Origin of the sequence: Hymenobacter humi (assembly GCF_042665855.1) — a bacterium.
GTDB lineage: Bacteria > Bacteroidota > Bacteroidia > Cytophagales > Hymenobacteraceae > Hymenobacter > Hymenobacter humi.
Map to the genome: position 1 here is coordinate 93,984 of NZ_JBHTEK010000001.1, position 21,815 is coordinate 115,798.

General features: G+C 61.4%; 17 protein-coding genes and 3 pseudogenes. 4 read left to right on the plus strand and 16 right to left on the minus strand.

The window, feature by feature from the left end:
- Window positions 1–44 precede the first annotated feature (44 nt).
- On the plus strand, window positions 45–458 hold the full coding sequence (locus tag ACFQT0_RS00575) for a porin family protein (RefSeq protein ID WP_380199497.1): 414 nt from the start codon (window positions 45–47) through the stop codon (window positions 456–458).
- Window positions 459–533: 75 nt separating this feature from the next.
- Here ACFQT0_RS00575 and ACFQT0_RS00580 read toward each other — a convergent pair whose 3' ends face one another.
- The 7 genes from ACFQT0_RS00580 to ACFQT0_RS00610 all read right to left on the minus strand — a co-directional run bounded on the left by ACFQT0_RS00580 (window position 534) and on the right by ACFQT0_RS00610 (window position 9,758).
- On the minus strand, window positions 534–1,901 hold the full coding sequence (locus ACFQT0_RS00580; RefSeq protein WP_380199498.1) for a dipeptidase: 1,368 nt from the start codon (window positions 1,899–1,901) through the stop codon (window positions 534–536).
- Window positions 1,902–2,035: 134 nt separating this feature from the next.
- A complete protein-coding gene (locus tag ACFQT0_RS00585; RefSeq protein ID WP_380199499.1) occupies window positions 2,036–2,602 on the minus strand; it encodes a hypothetical protein in 567 nt (188 codons plus the stop codon).
- A gap of 75 nt (window positions 2,603–2,677) precedes the next feature.
- The gene (plsY, locus tag ACFQT0_RS00590) at window positions 2,678–3,253 is read right to left on the minus strand and encodes a glycerol-3-phosphate 1-O-acyltransferase PlsY (protein ID WP_380199500.1); all 576 of its coding nucleotides are present in this window, start codon (window positions 3,251–3,253) and stop codon (window positions 2,678–2,680) included.
- Window positions 3,254–3,653: 400 nt separating this feature from the next.
- The gene (locus tag ACFQT0_RS00595; protein WP_380199502.1) at window positions 3,654–7,001 is read right to left on the minus strand and encodes a hypothetical protein; all 3,348 of its coding nucleotides are present in this window, start codon (window positions 6,999–7,001) and stop codon (window positions 3,654–3,656) included.
- A 765-nt stretch (window positions 7,002–7,766) separates the two neighbouring features.
- A complete protein-coding gene (locus ACFQT0_RS00600) occupies window positions 7,767–8,225 on the minus strand; it encodes a hypothetical protein (RefSeq protein WP_380199504.1) in 459 nt (152 codons plus the stop codon).
- Window positions 8,222–9,082 (minus strand): hypothetical protein, encoded by an 861-nt coding sequence (locus ACFQT0_RS00605; protein ID WP_380199506.1) that lies wholly within the window; start codon window positions 9,080–9,082, stop codon window positions 8,222–8,224. Before ACFQT0_RS00605 ends, ACFQT0_RS00600 begins: the two co-directional genes overlap by 4 nt.
- Window positions 9,083–9,527: 445 nt before the next feature.
- Window positions 9,528–9,758: a hypothetical protein gene (locus ACFQT0_RS00610; protein ID WP_380199508.1), complete on the minus strand. Its 231-nt coding sequence runs from the start codon at window positions 9,756–9,758 to the stop codon at window positions 9,528–9,530.
- Between ACFQT0_RS00610 and ACFQT0_RS00615 the strand changes: the two are divergent.
- The 3 genes and pseudogenes from ACFQT0_RS00615 to ACFQT0_RS00625 all read left to right on the plus strand — a co-directional run.
- A pseudogene (locus ACFQT0_RS00615) lies at window positions 9,751–9,837 on the plus strand (Gfo/Idh/MocA family oxidoreductase); the annotation flags it as partial. The gene ACFQT0_RS00610 and the pseudogene ACFQT0_RS00615 sit on opposite strands and share 8 nt — an antisense overlap.
- 128 nt (window positions 9,838–9,965) lie before the next feature.
- The gene (locus tag ACFQT0_RS00620) at window positions 9,966–10,574 is read left to right on the plus strand and encodes a Gfo/Idh/MocA family protein (RefSeq protein ID WP_380199510.1); all 609 of its coding nucleotides are present in this window, start codon (window positions 9,966–9,968) and stop codon (window positions 10,572–10,574) included.
- A gap of 196 nt (window positions 10,575–10,770) precedes the next feature.
- A complete protein-coding gene (locus tag ACFQT0_RS00625; protein WP_380199512.1) occupies window positions 10,771–11,241 on the plus strand; it encodes a hypothetical protein in 471 nt (156 codons plus the stop codon).
- 231 nt (window positions 11,242–11,472) lie between these two features.
- Here the strand turns inward: ACFQT0_RS00625 and ACFQT0_RS00630 are convergent, their stop codons facing one another.
- From ACFQT0_RS00630 to ACFQT0_RS00670, 9 genes and pseudogenes are all read right to left on the minus strand, one after another.
- Complete coding sequence (locus ACFQT0_RS00630) at window positions 11,473–13,431, minus strand: alpha/beta hydrolase family protein (RefSeq protein ID WP_380199514.1); 1,959 nt, start codon at window positions 13,429–13,431, stop codon at window positions 11,473–11,475.
- 53 nt (window positions 13,432–13,484) lie between these two features.
- Window positions 13,485–14,477 (minus strand): annotated as a pseudogene (gene fbp / locus ACFQT0_RS00635) (class 1 fructose-bisphosphatase).
- 88 nt (window positions 14,478–14,565) lie between these two features.
- Complete coding sequence (locus ACFQT0_RS00640) at window positions 14,566–15,042, minus strand: nuclear transport factor 2 family protein (RefSeq protein WP_380199516.1); 477 nt, start codon at window positions 15,040–15,042, stop codon at window positions 14,566–14,568.
- A 15-nt stretch (window positions 15,043–15,057) separates the two neighbouring features.
- Window positions 15,058–16,440, minus strand: a complete 1,383-nt coding sequence (locus ACFQT0_RS00645; RefSeq protein WP_380199518.1) for an MFS transporter — start codon at window positions 16,438–16,440, stop codon at window positions 15,058–15,060.
- A 72-nt stretch (window positions 16,441–16,512) separates the two neighbouring features.
- A complete protein-coding gene (locus ACFQT0_RS00650; protein WP_380199520.1) occupies window positions 16,513–17,172 on the minus strand; it encodes a bifunctional 4-hydroxy-2-oxoglutarate aldolase/2-dehydro-3-deoxy-phosphogluconate aldolase in 660 nt (219 codons plus the stop codon).
- A gap of 16 nt (window positions 17,173–17,188) precedes the next feature.
- Complete coding sequence (locus tag ACFQT0_RS00655; protein WP_380199522.1) at window positions 17,189–18,199, minus strand: PfkB family carbohydrate kinase; 1,011 nt, start codon at window positions 18,197–18,199, stop codon at window positions 17,189–17,191.
- 156 nt (window positions 18,200–18,355) lie between these two features.
- The gene (gene uxaC / locus ACFQT0_RS00660; RefSeq protein ID WP_380199524.1) at window positions 18,356–19,789 is read right to left on the minus strand and encodes a glucuronate isomerase; all 1,434 of its coding nucleotides are present in this window, start codon (window positions 19,787–19,789) and stop codon (window positions 18,356–18,358) included.
- Window positions 19,790–20,072: 283 nt separating this feature from the next.
- Window positions 20,073–21,125 (minus strand): UxaA family hydrolase, encoded by a 1,053-nt coding sequence (locus tag ACFQT0_RS00665; RefSeq protein WP_380199526.1) that lies wholly within the window; start codon window positions 21,123–21,125, stop codon window positions 20,073–20,075.
- 203 nt (window positions 21,126–21,328) lie between these two features.
- A pseudogene (locus tag ACFQT0_RS00670) lies at window positions 21,329–21,550 on the minus strand (altronate dehydratase); the annotation flags it as partial.
- Between the last annotated feature and the right edge of the window lie 265 nt (window positions 21,551–21,815).

Sequence of the window (21,815 nt, forward strand, 5' to 3'; positions counted from 1 at the left end):
CTTCCACGCCGGCGTTCTGGCCAACCTCAGCCTCACCAACCACATTGCCTTCCAGCCCGAGCCTGCTCTATTCGCAGAAAGGTGCCCAGGCAGCCCTCGACGGCAGCACCGACAAACTCACCTACCGCCTGCACTACGTGGACGTGCCGCTGGCCTTGCACCTCAATGTAGACGGGCTGTTCTTTGAAGCGGGCCCGCAAGTGGGGTTCCTGGCCGCTGCTCAATCCAAGCTGGGCAGTGCTTCCACCGATGTTAAAGCCGCTTATAATACCGTAGACGTGGGCTACCTGGCCGGCCTGGGCTACCAGCGCAAAACCGGCCTGGGCGTGGGCCTGCGCTACAACGGCGGCGTTACCAACGTAAGCAAAGAGACCACGGTGGGCAGCACCACGTACCAGATCCGGGCCCGCAACAGCGCCTTTCAGCTGTACCTCACGTATTCCTTCAACGGCCGCTAGCCCTGGCAGCAGCCCATCAAAAAGCCCGGCCTCCGCAATGGAAGCCAGGCTTTTTTATTGAGCTGTGCCTACCGGCTAGACCTGCGCCGCGGCATAGTTGCGGTAGAAATGCGGGATGGTTTCGATGCCTTTCAGGAAGTTGAAGACGCCGAAATGCTCGTTGGGCGAGTGAATGGCGTCGGAGTCGAGGCCGAAGCCCAGCAGCACCGTATCCAGCCCAAGCTCCGACTTGAACATGGCCACGATGGGAATGGAGCCGCCGCCGCGCGTGGGCACCGGGCGCTTGCCGAAGGTGGTCTCCATGGCGTCGGCCGCAGCTTTGTAGGCCACCGAGTTGGTGGGCGTCACCACGGGCTCGCCGCCGTGGTGGGGGCGTACTTCCACCGTGACGCCGGCAGGCGCGATGCTCGTGAAGTGCTTCTGGAACAGTGCCGTGATTTCGGCCGAGGTCTGGTGGGGCACCAGGCGCATAGAGATTTTGGCGTGGGCCTGCGAGGCGATGACGGTTTTGGCGCCTTCGCCGGTGTAGCCGCCCCAGATGCCGTTCACGTCGAGCGTGGGCCGGATGCTGGTCCGCTCCATGCTGCTGTAGCCTTTCTCGCCGTAGCTGGCGGGCAGGCCGATGCTCTGCTTGAACTCCTCTTCCGAGAACGGCGCTTTTGCCATTTCGGCGCGCTCCTCGGCGCTCAGCTCATCCACGTTGTCGTAGAAGCCGGGGATGGTGATGTGGCCGTTTTCGTCGTGCAGGCTGGCAATCATCTCGCACAGGGCGTTGATGGGGTTTTGCACGGCTCCCCCGTAGAGGCCGGAGTGCAGGTCGCGGTTGGGGCCGGTCACGGTTACTTCGTGGTAGCTCAGGCCGCGCAGGCCCACCTCAATGCTGGGCACGTCGTTGGCCAGAATGCCGGTGTCGGAAATCAGGATGACGTCGGCTTTCAGCTTCGCCTTATTGGCTTTCACGAAGATTTCGAGGTTGTTGGACCCAATTTCTTCTTCGCCCTCAAACATGAACTTGATGTTGCAGGGCACGCCGCCCTGGCCGTCGCGCATCATCATCTCGAAGGCTTTCACGTGCATGTACACCTGGCCTTTGTCGTCGCAGGCACCGCGGGCGTAGATTTTCCCGTCTTTGATAACGGGGTCAAACGGCGGTGACGTCCACAGCTCGTAGGGGTCGGCGGGCTGCACGTCGTAGTGGCCGTACACCAGCACGGTGGGCTTGCTCGCATCGGTGATATAGTCGCCGTATACGATGGGGTTGCCGGCCGTGGGGCAGATTTCCACGTTTTGCACGCCGGCTTCTTCCAGGCGCGTTTTCAGGTAATCGGCCGCGCGCAGCACATCGCCGTGAAACTTGGGGTCGGCCGAAACCGAAGGAATGCGGAGCCAGTCAATCAGCTCGTTGAGGAAGCGGGTTTGGTTATCGGCGAGGTAATTGGCCATGCGAGGCAGGAGTTGAATGGTGGTGGGTTGGGAACTGTGGAGTAAAAGTAGCGGGCGCAGCCGATACGGCTCCTACACGTTTCGGGGGTTTTGGCTCGGCTATACCCGGAGTCCTGTGCTCCTCAGCAGCTCCTCTAGAGCCGCGCATCCAGCACCAACTCTTTTATCATCTGCTCGCCCAGCTTCCAGGCTTCGGCCCAATTTTTCTCGGGGCTTTCGAAGGTGAGCAGGTAGAGCGTATCGGTCTTGGCGTTGGCCAGCGCCATTTGGTACACCACGCGGGGCTCGGCTTCGGAGGGCGCATCCCGGTAGCGCACGGCGAGCTTATAGAAGGGGCCATCGGCCGTCGACGTCTTTTCCAGCTGTTGCTGGCCCTGGCCGAAACCGGTGCGCATCATCAGCAGCTCGGCGTAGGCCGGAGCCTGGCGGCCGGTCTTGGCTTTCACTTTGCGCACCACATTCAGCGAGGCCCCGGTCTGAAATTCGCCGCTCTCCCCTATTTCGTCCTGCGTGAGGTAGAAAGTGGTGGCTCCTTTCTGCCCTTCCGCCTTGTAGTACCAGCCTTCGGGCAAGGGCATGGCGGCCTTAACATCGGGCAGCGCCTGCCACCGAAAGCCAGCCGGGGCCGTGCCCAGGGCGGTGTTGTATTTCTGCGCGGCAGCGGGCAGCGCGAGGAGCAGCAGAAACAGGAGACGAAGCATGGGCCGGGTTGGGAGTGTGTAAGTGCAGAAACTTAAGCGGGTTTCAGCAGAAATGCAACTACCCGCCCTGCGCTCTTACTTCCGCCCAAACAGCGGCACGCGGCTTTCCGTACCAGCGCGGAGGCGGCCGATGTTGGCCCGGTGCGTGTAGATGAGCAGGGCCGCCAGCACAAATCCCACCCACACCATAAACGGTTGGGCTGGCCGAAACTGGGGCAGCAGCTGTAGCAGCGCAAAGGTCAGGCCCGCCGTCATCGAAGCCAGCGACACGTAGCGGAACAGGAGCAGCATCACGATAAACACCAGCATGCACACGCCCACCGTGGCCGGAGCCACGCCCAGCATCATGCCCAGCACCGTGGCCACGCCCTTGCCACCCCGGAACTGCGCGAAAACCGGATAGATGTGCCCCACAATGGCGAGCACGCCACAAATCAGCTTGAAGTACAACTCGTGCTCGGGCTGAATGGCGCCTTGAGCTACCAGCCACGCCGGCAAAAAGTACGCGGCCACAAAGCCTTTCAGCGCATCAATGAGCAGTACCGCCGAGCCGGCCTTGGGCCCGAGCACGCGGAAGGTATTGGTGGCGCCGGCGTTGCCGGAGCCGTGCTCGCGGATGTCGGCCAGCCCAAAAAGCGGCGGCCCACCCACAGCGCCGTAGGGATAGAACCAAGGAGGTAGGCGGCCAAAAGCGCCAGGAAGATGTAGAGGTAGTTCATGCGGGGATAAAAGTAGCGTGCAGTTCCGCTTAAAGGCATAACCAAGGTGCCGTAAAAAACAGTACGTCATGCTGAGCGAAGTCGAAGCATCTCGCGTGGGGACACCTCACCCCCGGCCCCGGTTCGCTTGATGCGCGAAGCCCGCGGAGAGGGGAGCCACGGCGGCGTAAGGTTTAGCTCAATTCTTAAAAAGAAAGCCCCGGCTCAATTGAGCTGAGGCTTTCGTAATGCGAATGCTTTACGTCAGGCTCCCCTCTCTTTTGGAGAGGGGCCGGGGTGAGGTTCCGTCGCTGCGCTCAGCATGACCTGCTGGGCGGCCAAACGTTACGGGTTTAGCTGTCGCCGAAGGGGTCTTCGGTGCCCTTCTTTTTCCGCTTCTCTTCTTCTTTCTTGCGCTTTTCCTCTTCCTTTTTCTGCTTTTCAGCTTCTTTGGCGAGACGGGCGGATTCTTTCTTGTCCTGAGCGGGGTCGGGAGCAGCTTCGGTAGCGGGAGCGTCGCCTTCCTTGGTTTTGGTTTTTACCTTTTTCAGCTCCGGCTCGGGTGCAGTTGTCGCTTTGGGGTCTTCCATTACGCCGTCGCCGAAGGGGTCGTTGGCTTTGGCCTTTTTCTTCTTCTTGGTTGATTCGGGTGCCGGTTCTGCCGCGCCAGGGTTAGCGGCGGGGTCAGTGGTGCCGAAGGCGTCGTCGTTGTTCTTTTTCTTCTTGTTCTTCTTGCCCTCAAACTCGTCGAAGTTGCCGGTGGGCGCTGCCGGGCCCGTCGGGCGGGCGGCCAGCTTGCCGCTCTTGCCCAGGTAGTCGCGCTGGAAGTGCGAGCGGAAGGCGTCCACATCCGAGAAGTCGCCCACGAAGGCGCCGTAGCTGGTGGCCGTGTTGTAGTCGTACTTGGCCTTGGCCCTGATTTCGTTCTCGAAGTTTTCGTTTGGCGACTTGGTCAGCAGCAGGTTGTTGGAATACTTCAGGTAGTACCAGGTCTGGGGTTCGGCCTCGAGGTACAGCTCCACCACATCGATGGAGTTTTCGCGGCGGATTTCCACGTACCCGTCAATCAGGGCATTGAGGGCCTGCTTGCCCACGCCGGCCAGCCCAATCTTGCCCACCGAGTACCAGGCGCGGCGCTTCTCGTTCCAGCGCAGGTTCACCTTGCTCAGCATGATGGTGTGCATCAGCTTGGGCGAAAGCTTCATATACGGGTCGGCAGCGCCTTTGCGCATGTTGTAGGCTTCCACGCCTTTGTTGCCGATGAACTGGCCCAATTTGTACAGCTCGTTGATGGAGCCGTCCTGGGCTTCGGGCGAGCCTTTGGTCACCCTGGCCAGCTCGGCACCCATCGCATCGATGGCTTTTTGCGGCATGTTGATGTCGATGCCCAGCAGCGCGTCCACCGCGTAGCGGGCGCTGTCGGGGTTGGCCGTGCCCACGCCGCTGCCCACCATGCCGTAGTTCTTGTTCGATTTGATGAAGGTCATCGGGCCGCGGAAGCCCAGCGCGCTGGTCGCGTCCGTGTACGTGAGCAGGCTGCCTTCGTAGGCGTTCACGTCGCTGGGGTCGTTGCGCGAGATGGTGTACACGCCCTTCTTGTCGTCGTAGCGCAGGTCGCCGTCTACTTTCAGCAGGGGCACGTCGGACTCGTTGGGCACCGTGGCGGCGTACAGCGGGTACACCTTGTTGGTCTCGTCCGACAGGAACAGGCCGGTCACGAGCGGCGTGCCGTTCTCCGACTTAATGTCCTTAAGGTTGAGGCTAAAGTTGCGCGGGTCGATGGAGTCTTTCACCGCTACCCAGGCCGCCGAGTTGCGGTTTTTGCCGAACTGCAGCTGCACCTGGCCGTCGAACACAAAGCCGCGGCGCAGCGAGTGCAGCTGCACGTTGCCGCGGTAGCCGATGCGGGGCGTGAGCTGAAACTTGGTGTTCACGATGGCCGTGGCCACGGTGGGCGGGCCGGGGGCATTGGCGTTGGTCTCAAACTCGTCTTTCTTGTCGCGCTGCAGCAGCTTCACCCCACGGCCTTTGCCCGCCAGAATAGCGGCCGGGTCGGGCTCGAAGTTGGAAAAGCGCAGGGCCACGGTATCGCGGGCCGTTTTGTAGCTATACAGGGCATTGCCCGTGAAGGCCAGCCGCGACACCACTTCGATGGTGCCTTTCTCGAGCTTGTGGAACTTGCCCAGCGAGTCGAGCACCACGGTCGCATTCTTGAAGTTCTGAATGCGGCCGTTGGCCAGGATGTTGACCTTGCCCGAGTCCGGCATAATCCAGGCATCGGCGGCGGCGATGTAGGGCACGCCGCCCACCTGCATGCGGTACTTGGCCAGGTCGTAGACGCCGGTCGCGGCCTTAAACTTCAGCCCTTGCTGGTCGGGGTTGGTACTGTAGAAGTAGGATTTGGTCGAGTCGGCATTGGCCGCTACGCGCAGCTTCACCTGCTTTTTCTTGAAGTCCCAGCGCCCGCCGCTCAGCGTGGTCTTGAAGCGGGAGTACGGCAGGTCGATGCTGGCTTTGCTGCCTTCCTCGCGCTTGAAGTCGGCGTAGCCCTTGCTCAGGTTGTAGTCAAATGCCACGTCGTTGGCCGTGAGGGCCGGCTTGTTCACCTCGCCCGATTTCACGTTGAGCGTGGCCTTACGGCCGGAGTAGCTGTCGGTCTTGAACACAAATTCCGGCGACTTGATGAAGGACTGCGGGCCGTCGAGGGTGCCGGTGCCGCCCGTGCCCCGGGGCGTGAGCAGGGCCGTGCCCTTGAAGTTGTACGAGGTGACGGTTTTGGCTTTCTGGTTGGCGGCGCTGTACAGGCGAATGGGCTCGCCGGTGCGGGGCGTGCTCAGGAACATGGAGTCGCGGCGCACGTTCCAGTTCATGAGGTAGTTGGGCGGCAGCGTCATCTTGGCGATTTCGACATTGCCTTCTTTCTTGGCGGTAATCATGCCCGAGCGGCCCACCGTCACCACCGAGTCGCGGTAGAACACGAACTGGTTCGAGGTAAACGTGCCGGTCTGGTACGTGATGCTGCCGTCGCCCTGCAGGCCTTTGCTGTTCATCTTCACCTTGTTGAACACGCGGCCGCGGCCCTTGTAGAGCGGGAAGCCGTCCTTGGGCACGTCGTACACGAAGCCCAGCGAGCCGTCTTCCTGCACGGTGAGCTTGGTTTTGATGTCGGGGATGATGCCACCGCTGCGGAACGTGCCATCGAAGCCCGAGGCCGACTTACCGATGCCGTTGAGCGAGTCGAGCTTAAACGGCGGAATGTCGAACACCATGGTGGAATCGTAGGCGCCGCCCAGCACGCCCTGGTGGCCGAAGTACACGTTGGCCCCGCTCTGCGAGTCGAAGGCTGGGTACTGGCCTTTCTTCTTGCGGCCCGACTTGTTTTTGGGGTCGTTCAGGAAGAGGCGGCCCGTCGACACCTTGCCCTTGTTGGTCAGAGCAAAGTCGGCGCGCTTGCCGGTGGGTTTGCCTTTGGCATCGCGGGCTTCGCTGCGAATGACAATGGAGTCAATCTTGGCCATGTCGACGTAGAAGCCGTCGTAGTCGAACTTGAACTCACGGCCCTTGAAGCGCATGGCCGAGGCCACCACCGTGCCGTTGAACTTGATGTCGCGGTTTTTCTGGATGCGGATAATGGAGCTGTCCGGCTGCACAAACACCGCGGCCGAGTCGTCGGAGAAGTTGAAGCGGTCCACGCCGCGCACCAGCAGGCTCGTTGGTGTTGAGGTTGAGGGTGGCGTTGCGGCCCGTGCCCGACAAGGACTTGATGGCAATGTGGTCGTAGTCCTTTCTATCGCGGGCGGCGGCCACGTAGTGCGCGCCCTTGGGCAGGATGGTGACGTCGCCGGTCTGGGGGTTCCACTGCACGTAGCCGTCACGGGCCAGGCCCGACATGGCGCTGCGCATGTTGGGCTCCGAGGTCTGCAGATTGGTCGACAGCTCCTTGACGTTGACCGTCTTCACGTTGCCGTGGCTCTGGCTGTAGCCCACCAGCATTTGCAGCGGGTGCAGGCGGTTGATGCTCTTGAGCTGCTGGTAGCGGCTGTTGGTGAAGAACTCCTTGCTTTCGAAATTGGCCGACTGCTGGTTCTTCGAGGAGAGCACCGCGAAATCGATGGTGGGCTGGCGCAGGTTCCACGTCAGGGCCTCGGTGCGGATGTCCATCTGGTGGTACGAGTCACTGTAGGGCGTGTTTTTATACAGGCCGTCTTCGCGAGCCAGCTTGAGCTGCTGCTTACTTTTGGAGTACTTGAGCTGCGTGCCGGGGTGCGTCACGGAGTCCTTTGCGCCCTGGTAAATGGTCACGGCCGCGCGGCTGGCCGTAATCAGGGAGTCGCCCAGCACGTAGGCCCGCGACGCGGCTTTAAACTTGGGCTTGCCGTCGAGGCTCACGATGAGGTTCGACAGCGAGCCGTCCAGGGCCGCGCTGAGCACATTGCCTCCCGCCATCGACAGGCCGCCCCGGTACTTCAGGTTTTCGCCCAGGTTCTTGATGCGGGCGTCGTTGGTAAGGAAATGAAGCGCGGGTAGCCGGTGTCGGGCGCGCCGGCCTTGCGCCGCTGGCTCTTGTAGCTCAGGGCCCCTTTCACGGGCGCTTCCAGCAGGGCCGGGTACGTCAGCGTTACGGGTTGAGCCGTGAATTCCGGCCGGGTAAAGTCGAAGTCGAAGCCCGCCAGGTCGGCCGTCACCGGGTTGCCTTTGATGGACCACCCGAGCTGTCCGCCCGTGGCAATGAAGCGGTTGGAGTTGGGCACGGCCGTGCCGCTCACTTTCTTCAGCACTACCGAGTCGCCGGCCGTGGCCAGGTGCAGGTCGGCATCCTTCACCACGATGACCCCGCCCCGGGCGGGTGGTGCCATGTACTCTTCATAAGGCAACGCCGATGGCGCAAACGAAGCCGTGGGCGTTTCAAAATCGGAAGCTTTCACCACCGGCTCCGCGGTTTTGGCGGGCGCCGCGCCCCTGCCCGGAGCTGCCTTGGCGACGGGCTTTTTGGCCGGTGCTTTTTCTTCACCGGGGCTCCCCAGCCGTCGTCGGTATCGCCCCAGCCGCCCCCGGAGGGCGACGACCACAAGTCGGCCGTATCCCAGCCGCTGCTGCTGGCCTTCTTTTTGGCGGCCGGTTTCGGTGCGGCCTTGGCCGGAGCCTTGGCTACCGCAGGCTTTTTAGCGGCCGGTTGGGCTGCGGGCTGCGGCTCGGCTTTCGGCGCGGGCGAGCCAAACTCGAAGTTGGACACGGGCGCAGCGATGGGCGTATAGTCAAACGACACCGTGCCGCCAACGGCCCGCAGGGAGTTGTAGCCCGTGCGGTAGAGGTAGCCGCCGTTCAGGAAGCGCGAGCTGCTGAGCATGAATTTCTCGGTCTCGCGGGGCTGCTCCTTTTCCAGCATTTGGCCCAGCACGTCGAGGTACTGGTCCATCTGCTGGTCGCTGAGCTTGGCCGTGGTGGCCCCGCCCACAATGGCGCCAAACAGCATCTCGAAGTGCGGCCGGGGCCGGAAGCGCTTGGCCAGCATGGTCTGCGACAGCGCCACGATGCGGGCCTGCTGCGACGAAGTGAGCCGGTTGGTGCCCCACAGCTCCTTCAGGCGGGCCGCCAGGGCGCGGGCGTTGGCATTGTTGGTGCTGGCCATCATGCTTTGCACGTCGAGCATGTACTGGGCTGGCTCGGTGGAGAGCTTGCCCACCTGGTAGCGCGGCAGGGCGGCGGGCGCGGCGGCAGCCGGCGCGGCATTGGGAGCCGGCTTTTTCGTCTGGGCCTGGGCCGACGAATAGCCGCCCAGCATCAGGCTCAGCCACGCAGAAAGGATAACTAAATGCTTCATATCGGCTAGTTCTCGTCTGTAGTAATGGGCTTGCCCGGCAAACCGCGGGCCGCCCCCGCTTTTGTAAATATTTCCTGAGTCGCTTCTGCCCTGCCCCGCACGTTAGCGAAAGACAAGGGCCTGAGTTGGCGGGCTGCTTATTTTAACGCAAACGCCTAGCAGCAAGTATAGTGCCCAATGCTGCGCTAAAAAACCCGGTACAAGTTAGGCACAATCAATAAAGCAATCCACCAACTGTAGTACTTAAGGAATGATACCTATTGATTATCAATAATATTCTCAACAACGTCCTTTTTACTATTCTTGCATTATCCCATTTTTTCGGGAGTCGCTCCTGCAGGTGCGGAATTGCCTTTGCGATTGCACCCCGGGGACTGCGGCGTTGGGCCGTTGAAACGCCACGGCGTTACTTTGGAGCATGACCACTGCCCCCATTCGCACCGCCCTGCTGGCCTACGGCATGTCGGGCAAGCTTTTCCAGGCGCCGTTTCTTGCCGCCCATCCCGGGTTTGCCCTGCAGGCCGTGGTCGAGCGCACCGAGCAGCGCATGCGCCACGACTACCCCAGCATCCGGAGCTACCGCAGCGTGGCCGAAGTGCTGGCCGACCCCACCATTGAGCCTGGTGGTGGTGAACACGCCCAGCAACACGCACGCCGAGTTGGCCCAACAGGCCCTGCGCGCCGGCAAGCACGTGCTCCTGGAAAAACCCGTGGCTACGTCGGTGGCCGAAATGCAGGCGCTGTGGGCCCTGGCCAAGCAGGAAGGCCGCCACCTGCTGGCGTACCAAAACCGCCGCTGGGACAGCGACTTCGGCGCCGTGCGCCGCGTGGTGGAAAGCGGGCAGTGGGCCAGCTCATCGAAGCGCACTTTCGCTTCGACCGCTACAAACCCCAGCTCAACTCCAAGAAATTCAAGGAAGAGTCCCTGCCCGGCAGCGGCCTGCTCTACGACCTGGGCCCGCACCTTATCGACCAGGCCATCAATTTGTTTGGCCAGCCGCTCGGCTTCCACAAAACCCTGGGCCAGTACCGCCCCGGCAGCCAGGTCAACGACTTTTTCTCACTGCACCTGCGCTATCCGCAGGGCCTGAACGTGTGGCTCACCTCCAGCCTGCTGGTGGCCGCCCCCGGCCCCGCCTTCATCCTACACGGCACCCACGGCAGCTACCAAAAAGGCCGCACCGACCCCCAGGAAGCTCAGCTGCTCCAGGGCATGTCGCCACTAGCCCCCGAATATGGCCGCGAGCAGCCCGGCCAGGAAGGCCGCCTGACCCTGGCTGGGCTCGATGGCACCATCGCCACCCGACCTGACCCGGCCGAACCGGGTGACTACATGAACCTATTCGAAGCGGTGTTCCAAACCATTCGCCACGGGGCTCCCTACCCCATTCGCGAGGAGCAGCTCCTGTGGCAAAACGAGCTGCTGGAGGGCCCGACTGAGAGCGGGCGGTAGAGTAGCCGGGCACAAACGCAAGACCGTGGTAGAATGCGTCTCGCATTGTCGCGATTTCCATAATCAGTGACGACGCGTTAAGAAATTCCACCAGTTGGCTGAACACATCTAACTGCGTGTAAGTGAAGTATCGTTGGAAATGCATAATTACTTTTGACCCTAATTCTTCCTACTTCCAGCAATATTATTCGTTCGGATGTACACCATCAGCTACCGCAAAATTGCCTTGGAGTTTGCGGCCCTGAATCTGCTACTCCTTATTTGTCTCTCCCAACTCTCCCTTTCATTTCAAGCGCTGTGCTGGCTGATAGCTAGCATCTATGCCGTGGCTTTGCTGGCGTTTTTCATCCCAAGGCGGGTCTACCAGGTACTGGTCCAGCCGCAGGCAATGGTGCTGTCCACGTTCCGTTTCGGCGGACGGAGGAAAGCACTCCGGGTGTCTTATACTGACTTGGAAGTCACCTATCGTAAAGAACTGGTCGGCAAAGGCATCCACCAACTTAAAGTTCGGGTCTACGAACGCGGGACCTTGCGAGCCATTTTAGCTCCTAGCTTTAGCGGGTGGCAGCACGACACCTTGGACGAGTTGGTAGCCGATTTAAATCGAAACAAGGTGGGTGTACGAACCGATGGCGCTTGTGGCCTTGACTGCTTAGATAGTAAGTAACTAAACTCTCCTTTTCCTGAATGGTAGGCTAGTAATCAGTAATTGAGCTGCTGAAGTAACTCCCAGCCCAGATTGAGTTCAGAAAACTGGTTCACTAAATCAAAGTACTGAAAATGTATTTGAACATGAGTTTTGTGAACTTCATAACATGACCGGTAGACCCCTGCATTTCCAAATTGGAGAACTGAGCTGATTGCCGAATGCCCTTGCTCTGTTAGCAAGTATTATTCGCTATCGGCTCTGTGGAAGCACTAACCTACTACCAAGTGCCCGTTGCAAATCCGGCAAATCGTAGCGCCGCAGCACGCCCGGCAGCACTTCCGAATAGACATCCTTGGCCGTAGGTTGCGCCAGAAGCTGCTGATACGAGCGGGGCGCTTGCTCAACCACCACGCGGCTGAATACGGGCCAAAGCACCGCGGCGTGCAGTGCCGGCCCTACGGCCCGCCCGCTGGCTCTTATTTCCAAGGGCAGACCATTAAGTTGCGCATGGTTGCGCACAAAAGTTTGGATGGAGTTCAGGTCTTCGACGCGCTGGGCCAGCAGTGGGCGGCCTTCGTGCAGGGCCAGCATGGCGTTGCGGTACTCGCGGTTGTAGTATTTGGGGTCGTTGAACGCCGCGGGGTCTGTGGTTTCGCCCATGCCGCGCAGGTCGGCCAGCAGCACGGCCGTGCCTTGGCGCAGGTAGGCCTGTACCTGGGTCGCGCTATCGAGAACAGCGGCTTTGCCCGCTTCCGGCAGCCAGATAAGTAACCGGGTGGGCCGGGTAGATGGCAGGGCCAGCAGCGCCGGCAGCGGCGGCTCGCCTTCACGGCGCAGAATCAGCTTTTGCAGCAGGAGGCCATCGCGGCGCAGGGTGTCGAGAAGCGCTATGGACAACGGCTGGCCATTGGCGTTAAAGGAAATGTTCAGCTCCCGCTGCACCAGAGCCCCTACTGTTTCCGGTGTAGCGGCGGCCCGGGCCGGTGCCAGCTTCTGCGCCTTGGCCAAATGAATGGTGGCCAGATTAGCTTCGTTGCGAAAAGCGGTATTGACCTGGCCGGAGGTCGTGCAGCGCAGCTCTTTCTCCGACAGCGTAGCCAAGGCGCCCTCCCGAACGGGACTGGCATCACCATAGAACCACCGCCGGAACCACGTCACGGCCGCCTCGCGCTTGGGCTGGGATATGCCGTGCCCGTCGTCATAAGTGAATAAGCTGAGCTGTTCGGGCTGACCCAAGGCAGCGTAGATGCGGCGAGTTTCGGCCGTGGCGGCTTCGATTTGGGTGTAATCCACGAAATCGTAGCGACCGGCCAGCATCAGCAGGGGCCTGGGGGCAAACATGATGGGCCAGTCGGCCAGGTCGAGCCGGGCGCGGCCGGCGCCGGGCAGCATCACGCAACCGTCGGCGGGGCCGGTCAGCTCCAGGTTGCGCTCGCCGCTAGCCACGTAGCTGCACAGCGCCGCTACTTTCATCCGCTTCTCCAGGGCCATGAAGTAGGCCGTTTGGGTAGCGCCGCCCGAGTTGCCGAGGCAGCCCAAGCGGGCGGTATCCACTTCGGCGCGAGTGAGCAGGTAGTCGAGGCCGCGCTCGTTGTCCCAGAACTGTTCGGCCGGCACGGTTTCGCCTACCAAAGCCGCGCCGGCGTTGAGCAACGTATGCTCGGTGGTGCCGCCCCGGGCCAGCGGCTTGCCGGCCGCGTCAGTGAGCTGCATGCGCTCGCCCTGCGAGATGGGGTCAATGACCAGTACCACAAAGCCGTGCTGCGCAAAAAGAATAGCCGTTTTCTGGTACGACACAGTGGCCTTGGACTCCTGCTCGTGCCCGCAAAACAGCAGCACACCCGGTTTCTTGCCTTTGCCCGCGGGCACGTACAGGTTGGCCGTAACGTAATGGTTCGGCGTGCTTTCGTAGATGATTTTCTCGATGCGGTACCGGTCGCGCGTGAGCTTGCCGGTGACCTTGGCCCGCAGCGGCGTGCGCGCCGGCAGCGGCCCCAGCACCCGCCGGAAGCGCGCCCGTACGCTATCGCGGTAGGCTGCCGCACCGGCTGCCGACTGCGCTGCCCGGTCCAGCTCGGCCGCACGCGGGGCATACTGCGCGTGCATCTGCTGCAATAGGTAGGTGCTCAGCGTGGCGGGGGCTTTCCAATCCAGCACGGTTGAGCTGGACTGCTGCGCACGCGCCGAATAGCCCGTAGCAAGGACCACCAGAGCAAGCAGAAGGGCCTTGGCACGCATGGAATAGGCCTTATTTCGTCGCTTTACAGCGCAGGCTCCTCCACCAAATCCGCAGAGCCTACGAAGAGCGGAGCACGCTGGTGCAGGTCGGAAGTCGGGTGCACGTCGAGCACCAAATCGGCCCCAGTCACAGCCACACCGCCGGCCTGCTCAATGAGATAGGCCAGCGGGTAGCATTCGTAGAGTAGGCGCAGCTTGCCGCCGGGCTTGTCCACAGTGGGCGGGTAGAGGTAGATGCCGCCCGTGAAGAGGTTGCGGTGGTAGTCGGCCACCAGCGAGCCCACGTAGCGGGCCGTGAGGCGGCGCTCCTTGCAGGTGGTGAGGAAAGTGCGCACAAACTCCGGGTAATCAAACCAGTTGCCTTCGTTGCAGGAAAACACCGGCCCTTGGCGCGGAATCTTAATGTCGGGGTGCGAAAGAAAGAATTCGCCCAGCGAGTTTTCGTAGGTGAAGCCCGCCACGCCGTGGCCCGTGGTGTACACCAGCATGGTGCTGGAGCCATACAAAACGTAGCCCGCTGCTATCTGCGCACGGCCCCCTTGCAGGAAGTCTTCCTTGCGAGTGGCCCACCGATGCGCGACACGCGGCGGTAGATGCTGAAAATGGTGCCGATGCTCACGTTCACGTCGATGTTCGAGGAGCCGTCGAGCGGGTCGATGGCCACCACGTACTTGCCGTTCACGTTGCCGGTCTGGATAATTTCTTCGTCTTCCTCCGACAGCACGGCACAGGCCTCTCCCCCATTGGTGAGGGCGCGCACGAAGCGGATGTTGGCTTCCACGTCGAGCTTCTGCTGATGTTCGCCCTGCACGTTTTTCTCGCCCATGGCCCCCGTGATGCGCGACAGTCCAGCGCGGTTCACCTCGCGGTTCACGATTTTACCGGCCAAGGCAATGTCGCGCAGCAGCTGCGAGCTCGCCGGTGGCGTAGGCAAATTCGGCCTGCTTGCGCATGATGTAGCGCTCCAGCGTGGTGCCGACCGGCGTAGCCAGGGTATTTTCAGTGGTCTGGGACATGGGTGGGACAGGTAGCGTGGACTCTGCGAGTCCGCGCGTGTAGGAACATTCTTATTACGCGCGGACTCGCAGAGTCCACGCTACATAGTTAGCTGGCCTGTTTCTGCGATTGCCAGAGCACCACCTGCCAGCCCTGCTTGTTCTTCACCTGCACCACCACGTATTTGAGGTGGGCGACGTTGGGCGAGCCGTCGGGCTTGTTGGGCTGGTAAATAGTGATTTGGCCATTGACCACCGCCGTTTTGCCGTCGTTGTAGGCACGCACATTGATGTTTTCCACATCTATTTTATCGTACACACTTTTGCCGTCGCGGATGCTCTGGAGGTACTCCGTTTTGTTGTTCTGCTTGCCGTTGGAGTGCGTGTACACCAGGTCATCGGCGAAGGCTTTCTCCAGAAAGGCGTAGTCCTTTTTTACCTGGGCTTCGAAGCGCAGCCGCTCCAGGGCTTCCACTTCTTTGGCGGCTTTGTCATTCTTGTTGTGGGCCGGCTGGGTACCCATGGATGGGGCCACGGCGGCCAGGCCAAGCACGAGCAGCAGCGCCAGCGTTATCAGTTTTTTCATCGCAAGAGGCTAGCGCTAGGCTGCGGGTTGGGTGGGTTCGTCGTCGAGGGTGATGGGCTCCATGCGCGGCACCAGGGTGAACATCAGGGCCCAGGCCACCAGGTAAGCGGCGCCGCAGATGAAGAACATGATGTAGTAGGCCTTGTCGATTTGCCCAATGCTTTCGTAGTGCACAAACATGCGCTTCTGCACCAGGGCCGTGAGGGCAATGCCGCCCAGGCCGCCGGCCATGCCGCCAATGCCCGTGACCGAGCCCACGGCCCGCTTCGGAAACATGTCCGAGACGGTGGTGAAAATATTGGCACTCCAGGCTTGGTGCGCGGCCGCGGCAATGCCAATGACCAGCACCGCCAGCCACATGTTCAGGTGCCCCAGCCACTGCGCAAACACAATCGGGAACACACAAAAGGCAATGACGAGCATCGATGTTTTGCGGGCCTGAAACGCGGGCATGCCGCGCCGGATGAAGCCCAGCGGCAAGTAGCCGCCGCCCACGCTGCCGATGCTCGACAGGACGTACACCGCCGCTACCGGCAGGGCAATGGCCGTGCCCTTGAGGTTGTATTGCTTGCCCAGAAAATCGGGCAACCAGAACAGGTAGAACCACCAGATGGGGTCCGTCAGGAACTTGCCAATGACGAAGGCCCAGGTTTGTTTGAAGGTAAGCAGCTTAGCCCACGAAGCCTTAGGTTTTTCTTCCGTCACGCCCTCGGCTGGCAGGCCCACCGGAATGTCGGCGTTGATGTAGTCAAATTCGGCCTTTGTCAAGCGGGCGTGCTTGGCGGGCGTTTCGTAGTACACCATCCACAGCACCAGCCAGATAAAGCCCAGCGCGCCCGTGATGAGGAAGGCCCACTTCCAGCCAATGGACTCGGCAATGAGCGGCACGGTGAGCGGCGCCACGATGGCGCCCACGTTCGAGCCCGAATTGAAGATGCCGGTAGCCAGTGCCCGCTCCCGCTGCGGAAACCACTCGGCCGTGGTTTTGATGGCGGCCGGAAAGTTACCGGCCTCCGTGATGCCCAGAAATCCCCGCGCAATGCCAAAGCCGAACGTGCTGCTCACCAGGGCATGGCCCATGGCGGCCACGCTCCACAGGGCAGTGGAAAGAGCGTAGCCAATTTTGGTGCCCAGCTTGTCGATGATGCGGCCGGCACCCACCATGCCCACCGCGTAGGCCAGCTTAAAGGCAATTTCGATGTTGGCGTAGTCGCCCGCGTTCCAGTGAAACTCTGTTTCGAGGTACGGCTTGAGCAGCGAGATGACGGCCCGGTCGAGGTAGTTGATGGTGGTCGCAAAAAACACCAGGGCACAGATGGTCCAGCGGAATTTGCCCATCACGGCATTGGCGGAAGCCAGCGGGGAATCGGGCGGCGCTTGAGCGGAAGTAGGATTCATCGAGTTCGGGAATTTGAAACCAGGGCAATACTCGGAAAAGAACCAAAGGCGCGCCACGCGCACCGCTGGCAACTATTTTTTCAACGTTTCGACAAACTGCATCAGCTCGCTAATGCTGGCGGACAGCGCGTCGGTATCGTCGGCGTTTTTGAAGAGCTGCGAGCCCATGCCCACGGCGCTCACGCCAGCCCCAAACCAGGCGCTGACGCTCTCGCGGGTGGGCTCCACGCCGCCCGTCACCATGAGCTTGATGTGGGGAATGGGGCCGCGCAGAGCTTTCACATAATCAGGCCCGACGACGTTGCCGGGGAAGATTTTGACCACGGCCGCCCCCATCTGGCTGGCCTGATAAATTTCGGTGGGTGTGAGCGCGCCGGGCAGCCACGGAATGTTGTGGGCGCGGCACACCTCGGCCACTTCGGCCGTGGCGCAGGGCTGCACCACAAAGGCCGCGCCGGCTGCGATGAACTGCTCGGCCTGCTCGGCCGTGAACAGCGTGCCGATGCCCAGCACCATATCGGGGCAATTTTCCTGGGCGTAGGCCTGGAGCTGCGTGAATACCTCGAGGGCGTTGCCGCCGCGGTTGGTGAATTCAAACACCCGAATACCGCCAGCGTAGCAGGCCTGCAGCATGCGCTGGGCGTACGCCGCGTCGGCGTGGTAGAACACGGGTACCACGGGATAGCGCAGCAAGGTGGCTAGCGTATCGGCGGAGGCGGTGAGTTGAGCCATTATGTCTAATTGAGCTTTAGCGCAGCAAACGGCCGCTGGTGTTGCCTTTCATGATTTCTTCCACTTCGGCCACTGTCACGAGGTTGATGTCGCCGTGAATGGTGTGTTTGAGCGCCGAAGCCGCTACGCCGAAGGTAAGCGCCTGCTGCGGGTTGTTGTAAGCCAAGGAACCGTAGATGAAGCCGGCCATGAAAGCGTCGCCCCCGCCGATACGGTCCACAATGGGGTTGATGTCGTAGGTGACGGTTTCGAGGAACTGCCGGCCGTCGTAGCACAGGCCTTTCAGGCCGTTGTGGGAGGCGCTGTGGGTGATGCGGTGTGTGGTGATGACCTGCTTGATTTGCGGAAAGCGCGCCATCACTTGTTGAGCTACCGACACGAACTTGTTGTCGGTGCCGAGCAGCGGCTGGATGCCGAACAAATCGTCGGCATCGTTTTCGGAGCACACCACTACGTCGCAGCCTTCCACCAGCTCCGACATCACAGCTTGAGCCGTTTGGCCGTACTGCCACAGGTTGCGGCGGTAGTTCACATCGGCCGATACGGTGATGCCCAGGCGGCGCGCGGCGGCAATGGCCTGGCGCGTGGCCTCGGCCGTGCTGGCTGATATGGCGGGCGTGATGCCCGTCCAGTGCAGCCAGCCAGCGTTTTTCAGGATTTCATCCCAGTTAAAGCCGGTTGGGTCGAGGTTGGCGAAAGCAGAGTTGGCACGGTCGTATACCACCTTGCTGGGGCGCATCCCCGCTCCTACTTCCAGGAAATACAGCCCAAGCCGGTCGCCCCGGAATACGGTGGCATCCATGTTCACACTCAGGGCGCGGAACTGCTGGGCCGCGGCATGGCCTAGGTCGTTGGCGGGAAAGCAAGTGACGTGGGCAGCAGGCACGCCCAACCCCGCCAGCGAAGCGCCCACATTGGCGTCGCCGCCGCCGTAGGTGATTTCCAGGCTCTGAGTTTGGGCGAACCGGTAATTCAGCGGCGGCGAGAGCCGCATCATGATTTCGCCGAACGTGACAACTTGCTTCATGCGTAGGGACTTATGGTCTTGGGTACTTAGAACGTCATGTCGAGCGCAGCCGAGACATCTCGCGTGGGGTAGTAATTCAATCGTTCAACGATTCGAGCGAGATGTCTCGGCTGCGCTCGACATGACGGGTGAGTTATTGTCTGGATTACTCAGCAGCTACGCGGTTACAGCAGCGGCTTCCGTCACTTTGCCGAAGCCAAAGTACTCCTTGGCATTGCCGTAGCAAATGTTTTGCACGGTGCGCCCGAGCAATTCCATATCAGCCGGCAGCTCGCCGTTTTCCACGTCGTTGCCCAGCAGGTTGCAGAGCACGCGGCGGAAATACTCGTGGCGCGGGTACGAGAGGAAGCTGCGCGAATCGGTGAGCATGCCCACGAAACGGGGCAGCAGGCCCATGTTCGAGAGCGAGTTGAGCTGTTTTTCCATGCCGTCTTTCTGGTCGAGGAACCACCAGCCGGAGCCAAACTGCATTTTGCCCGCTACGGAACCGTCGTTGAAATTGCCAATCATTGTGGCAATCAAGTCATTGTCGGCCGGATTCAGGTTATAGATGATGGTCTTGGCCAGCTTGTTCTGCCCGTCGAGGCGGTCCAGGAACGTGGACAGGGCCCGGCCCTGCGGGAAGTCGCCGATGGAATCCCAGCCCGTGTCCGGGCCGAGCTCGCGGAGCATGCGCGAGTTGTTGTTGCGCAGCGCGCCGATATGGTACTGCTGCGTCCAGCCCTTTTCCCAGTCCATCTCAGCCAGCAGCACCAGCATCGCCGATTTAAACTGATTGTTCTCGGCCGGAGTCAGCTCGCTGCCGCCGCGGATTTTGCTAAAGATGGCATCTACTTCCGCCGCCGTGTAGTCGGCCGCATAAATCTGCTCCAGGCCGTGGTCTGACAGGCGGCAGCCCACGCTGGCGAAGAAGTCGTGGCGGCGGCGTAGCGCCGTTTCCAAGTCTGCAAACGTGCGGATGTCCACTGCGGCCACGGGGCCCAGGCGGTCGAGGTAGGCGTTGTAGCTGGCGGCATCGTCCACGGCCATGGCCTTGTCGGCCCGGAAGGTGGGCAGCACGCGCACTTCGAAACCCGAGGCGGCGAGTGCCTGGTGGTGCTCGAGGTTATCAGCAGGGTCGTCGGTGGTGCAGAGGGTTTCCACGTTCATCTTGCGCAGCAGGCCGCGCACCGAGTACTCGGGGGTTTGGAGCTTGGCGCTGCACTCGTCGTAGATGCGGCGGGCGCTGTCTTTATTCAGCAGCTCCGTGATGCCGAAGTAGCGCTGCAGCTCCAGGTGCGTCCAGTGGTAGAGAGGGTTGCGCAGGGTATAGGGCACGGTTTCGGCCCACTTCTCAAACTTCTCCCAGTCCGAGGCATCGCCGGTGATGTAGCGCTCGGGGATGCCGTTGGCCCGCATGGCGCGCCACTTGTAGTGGTCGCCGTACAGCCAGATTTGGGTGATGTTCTCAAACTGCTTGTCCTCGGCAATCTGGTCGGGCAGCAGGTGGTTGTGGTAATCGATAATGGGCATCTGCTTCGCGTACTCGTGGTAGAGCGTGCTGGCCGTGGCCGTCTGAAGCAGGAAGTCGTCGTTGAGGAAAGGCTTCATAATCAACTAAGAATACAGGAGCAGCCCCCTGATAGGTGCTAGTATTTTCCAGGGAGCCGAAGGTAGAGCCCGACTTGGGGCCCCACCTTCATGTACGCTCCTGATTTTGCTATTTATTAGCGGAAACGGTTGCGTAAATAATTTGCCTGGCGGGCAATATATCAGAACCTCATGCTGAGCTTACCGAAGCATTTCGTCCGCATCGTTGCAGCGATTGGATTACTCCCGCTGGCGAGATGCTTCGGCAAGCTCAGCATGACGTTTTTCTGATGTTGTCCTGGCGTTACAGCGACACCCCGCGCTTCCACGGAATGAAGTCGGTTTGGTCGTGGCGCACGGCGGCCACTTCCTCGCCGCTGGCCACCCGGATGACGTAGTCGAGAATGCGCTCGCCGGCCTGCTCGATGGTTTCTTCGCCGTCAATCACCGTTCCGGTGTTTACGTCGATGATGTCGGGCATGCGTTGGGCCAAGGCCGTGTTGCTGGCGATTTTCACCACCGGGGCAATGGGGTTGCCGGTGGGCGTGCCCAGGCCGGTGGTAAACAGCACAATGTTGGCGCCCGAGCCCACTTCGGCCGTGGTCGATTCCACGTCGTTGCCGGGGGTGCAGAGCAGGTTCAGGCCGGGCTTGGTCACTAGCTCGGGGTAGTCGAGCACGGCCACCACGGGAGAAGAGCCGCCCTTGCGGGCCGCGCCGGCCGATTTCATGGCGTCCGTAATCAGGCCGTCGCGGATATTGCCCGGCGAAGGGTTCATATCAAAGCCCGAGCCCACGGCCACGGCACTGTCGCCGTACGCCTTCATCAGGCTGCTGAACCGCTCGGCGGTGGGTTGGTCTACGCTGCGGTCTACGAGTTCCTGCTCCACGCCGCACAGTTCCGGGAATTCGGCCAGAATAACCGAGCCGCCCAGGGCCACCAGCATGTCGGACACGTGCCCCAGGGCTGGGTTGGCCGAGATGCCCGAGAAGCCATCGGAGCCGCCGCACTCCAGCCCAATATTGAGCTTGGACAATGGCGCCGGCTCGCGGTGGGCTTGGTTGGCAATCATCAGGCCCGCAAACGTCTGCCGCAGGGCTGTGCTGATGAGGTTTTCCTCGGTGCCCAGCTTCTGCTGGTCCAGAATGTAGAGCGGCTTGCTGAAGTGCGGGTCGCGCTTTGCAATTTCGTCCTGCAGCATGGTGGCCTGCGCGTTCTGACAGCCCAGGCTGAGCACCGTAGCGCCAGCCACGTTGGGGTGCGTGATGTAGCCGGCCAGCAAGCCACACAGCGTCTGGGCATCCTGGCGGATGCCGCCGCAGCCGCCCTCGTGCGACAGGAAACGGATGCCGTCCACGTTCGGGAAGGGCGCTGGCTGCGGGCCGTGTCTTCGGCGGCTTCGAGGTCGGCGCTCAGGATTTCTTCTATCGACTTGCCAGCCTGCATCAGACTGAGCAGCTTGCGGGTTTCGGGCTGGTAGCTTTTGCGACGGCCGTAGCCGAGGTCTGTAATCAGGGCATCCTGCAGGACCTGGATGTTGCGGTTCTCGCAGAACACCAACGGGATAACCAGCCAGTAGTTGGCGGTACCCACGCGGCCGTCGGCGCGGTGGAAACCCTGGAAGGTGCGGTTTTGCCAGGCACTTACGTCGGGCGCCTGCCATGCGGCGCGCTGCTGGGCGTGCTCGTCGTAGCTGTTGGTGGCGTGCTGAATGTTGGCCGTGGTAAGGCGGCCGCCGGGGCGGATGGCCTCGCGGGCGGTGCCCACCAGCACGCCGTACATGGTCACGGGCTGGCCGGGGCTCAGGCCCAGAGGCGCGAGCTTGTGTTTAGCCGGAATGGCTTCGGTCACGGTCACGAACCCATTTTCCCACGGCACTTCGGTGCCGATGGGCAGGTCCACGAGGGCAACCAGCACATTATCGGCGGGATGAATACGGGCTACTTGGTGCTTCACGGGATATTGATTTTATAACAGAACGTCATGTCGAGCGCAGCCGAGACATCTCGCTCGGGGCAGTGACTCAATCGTGAGAACGAAGCGAGCG

Bases quoted from the DNA above. Each gene is read 5' to 3' on its own strand.
- ACFQT0_RS00645 (WP_380199518.1), bottom strand. From the start codon at position 16,440: ATGAATCCTACTTCCGCTCAAGCGCCGCCCGATTCCCCGCTGGCTTCC.
- ACFQT0_RS00605 (WP_380199506.1), bottom strand. From the start codon at position 9,082: ATGCTGGGCGGCTATTCGTCGGCCCAGGCCCAGACGAAAAAGCCGGCT.
- ACFQT0_RS00585 (WP_380199499.1), bottom strand. From the start codon at position 2,602: ATGCTTCGTCTCCTGTTTCTGCTGCTCCTCGCGCTGCCCGCTGCCGCG.
- ACFQT0_RS00655 (WP_380199522.1), bottom strand. From the start codon at position 18,199: ATGAAGCAAGTTGTCACGTTCGGCGAAATCATGATGCGGCTCTCGCCG.
- ACFQT0_RS00580 (WP_380199498.1), bottom strand. From the start codon at position 1,901: ATGGCCAATTACCTCGCCGATAACCAAACCCGCTTCCTCAACGAGCTG.
- ACFQT0_RS00650 (WP_380199520.1), bottom strand. From the start codon at position 17,172: ATGGCTCAACTCACCGCCTCCGCCGATACGCTAGCCACCTTGCTGCGC.
- ACFQT0_RS00625 (WP_380199512.1), top strand. From the start codon at position 10,771: ATGTACACCATCAGCTACCGCAAAATTGCCTTGGAGTTTGCGGCCCTG.
- ACFQT0_RS00640 (WP_380199516.1), bottom strand. From the start codon at position 15,042: ATGAAAAAACTGATAACGCTGGCGCTGCTGCTCGTGCTTGGCCTGGCC.
- uxaC (WP_380199524.1), bottom strand. From the start codon at position 19,789: ATGAAGCCTTTCCTCAACGACGACTTCCTGCTTCAGACGGCCACGGCC.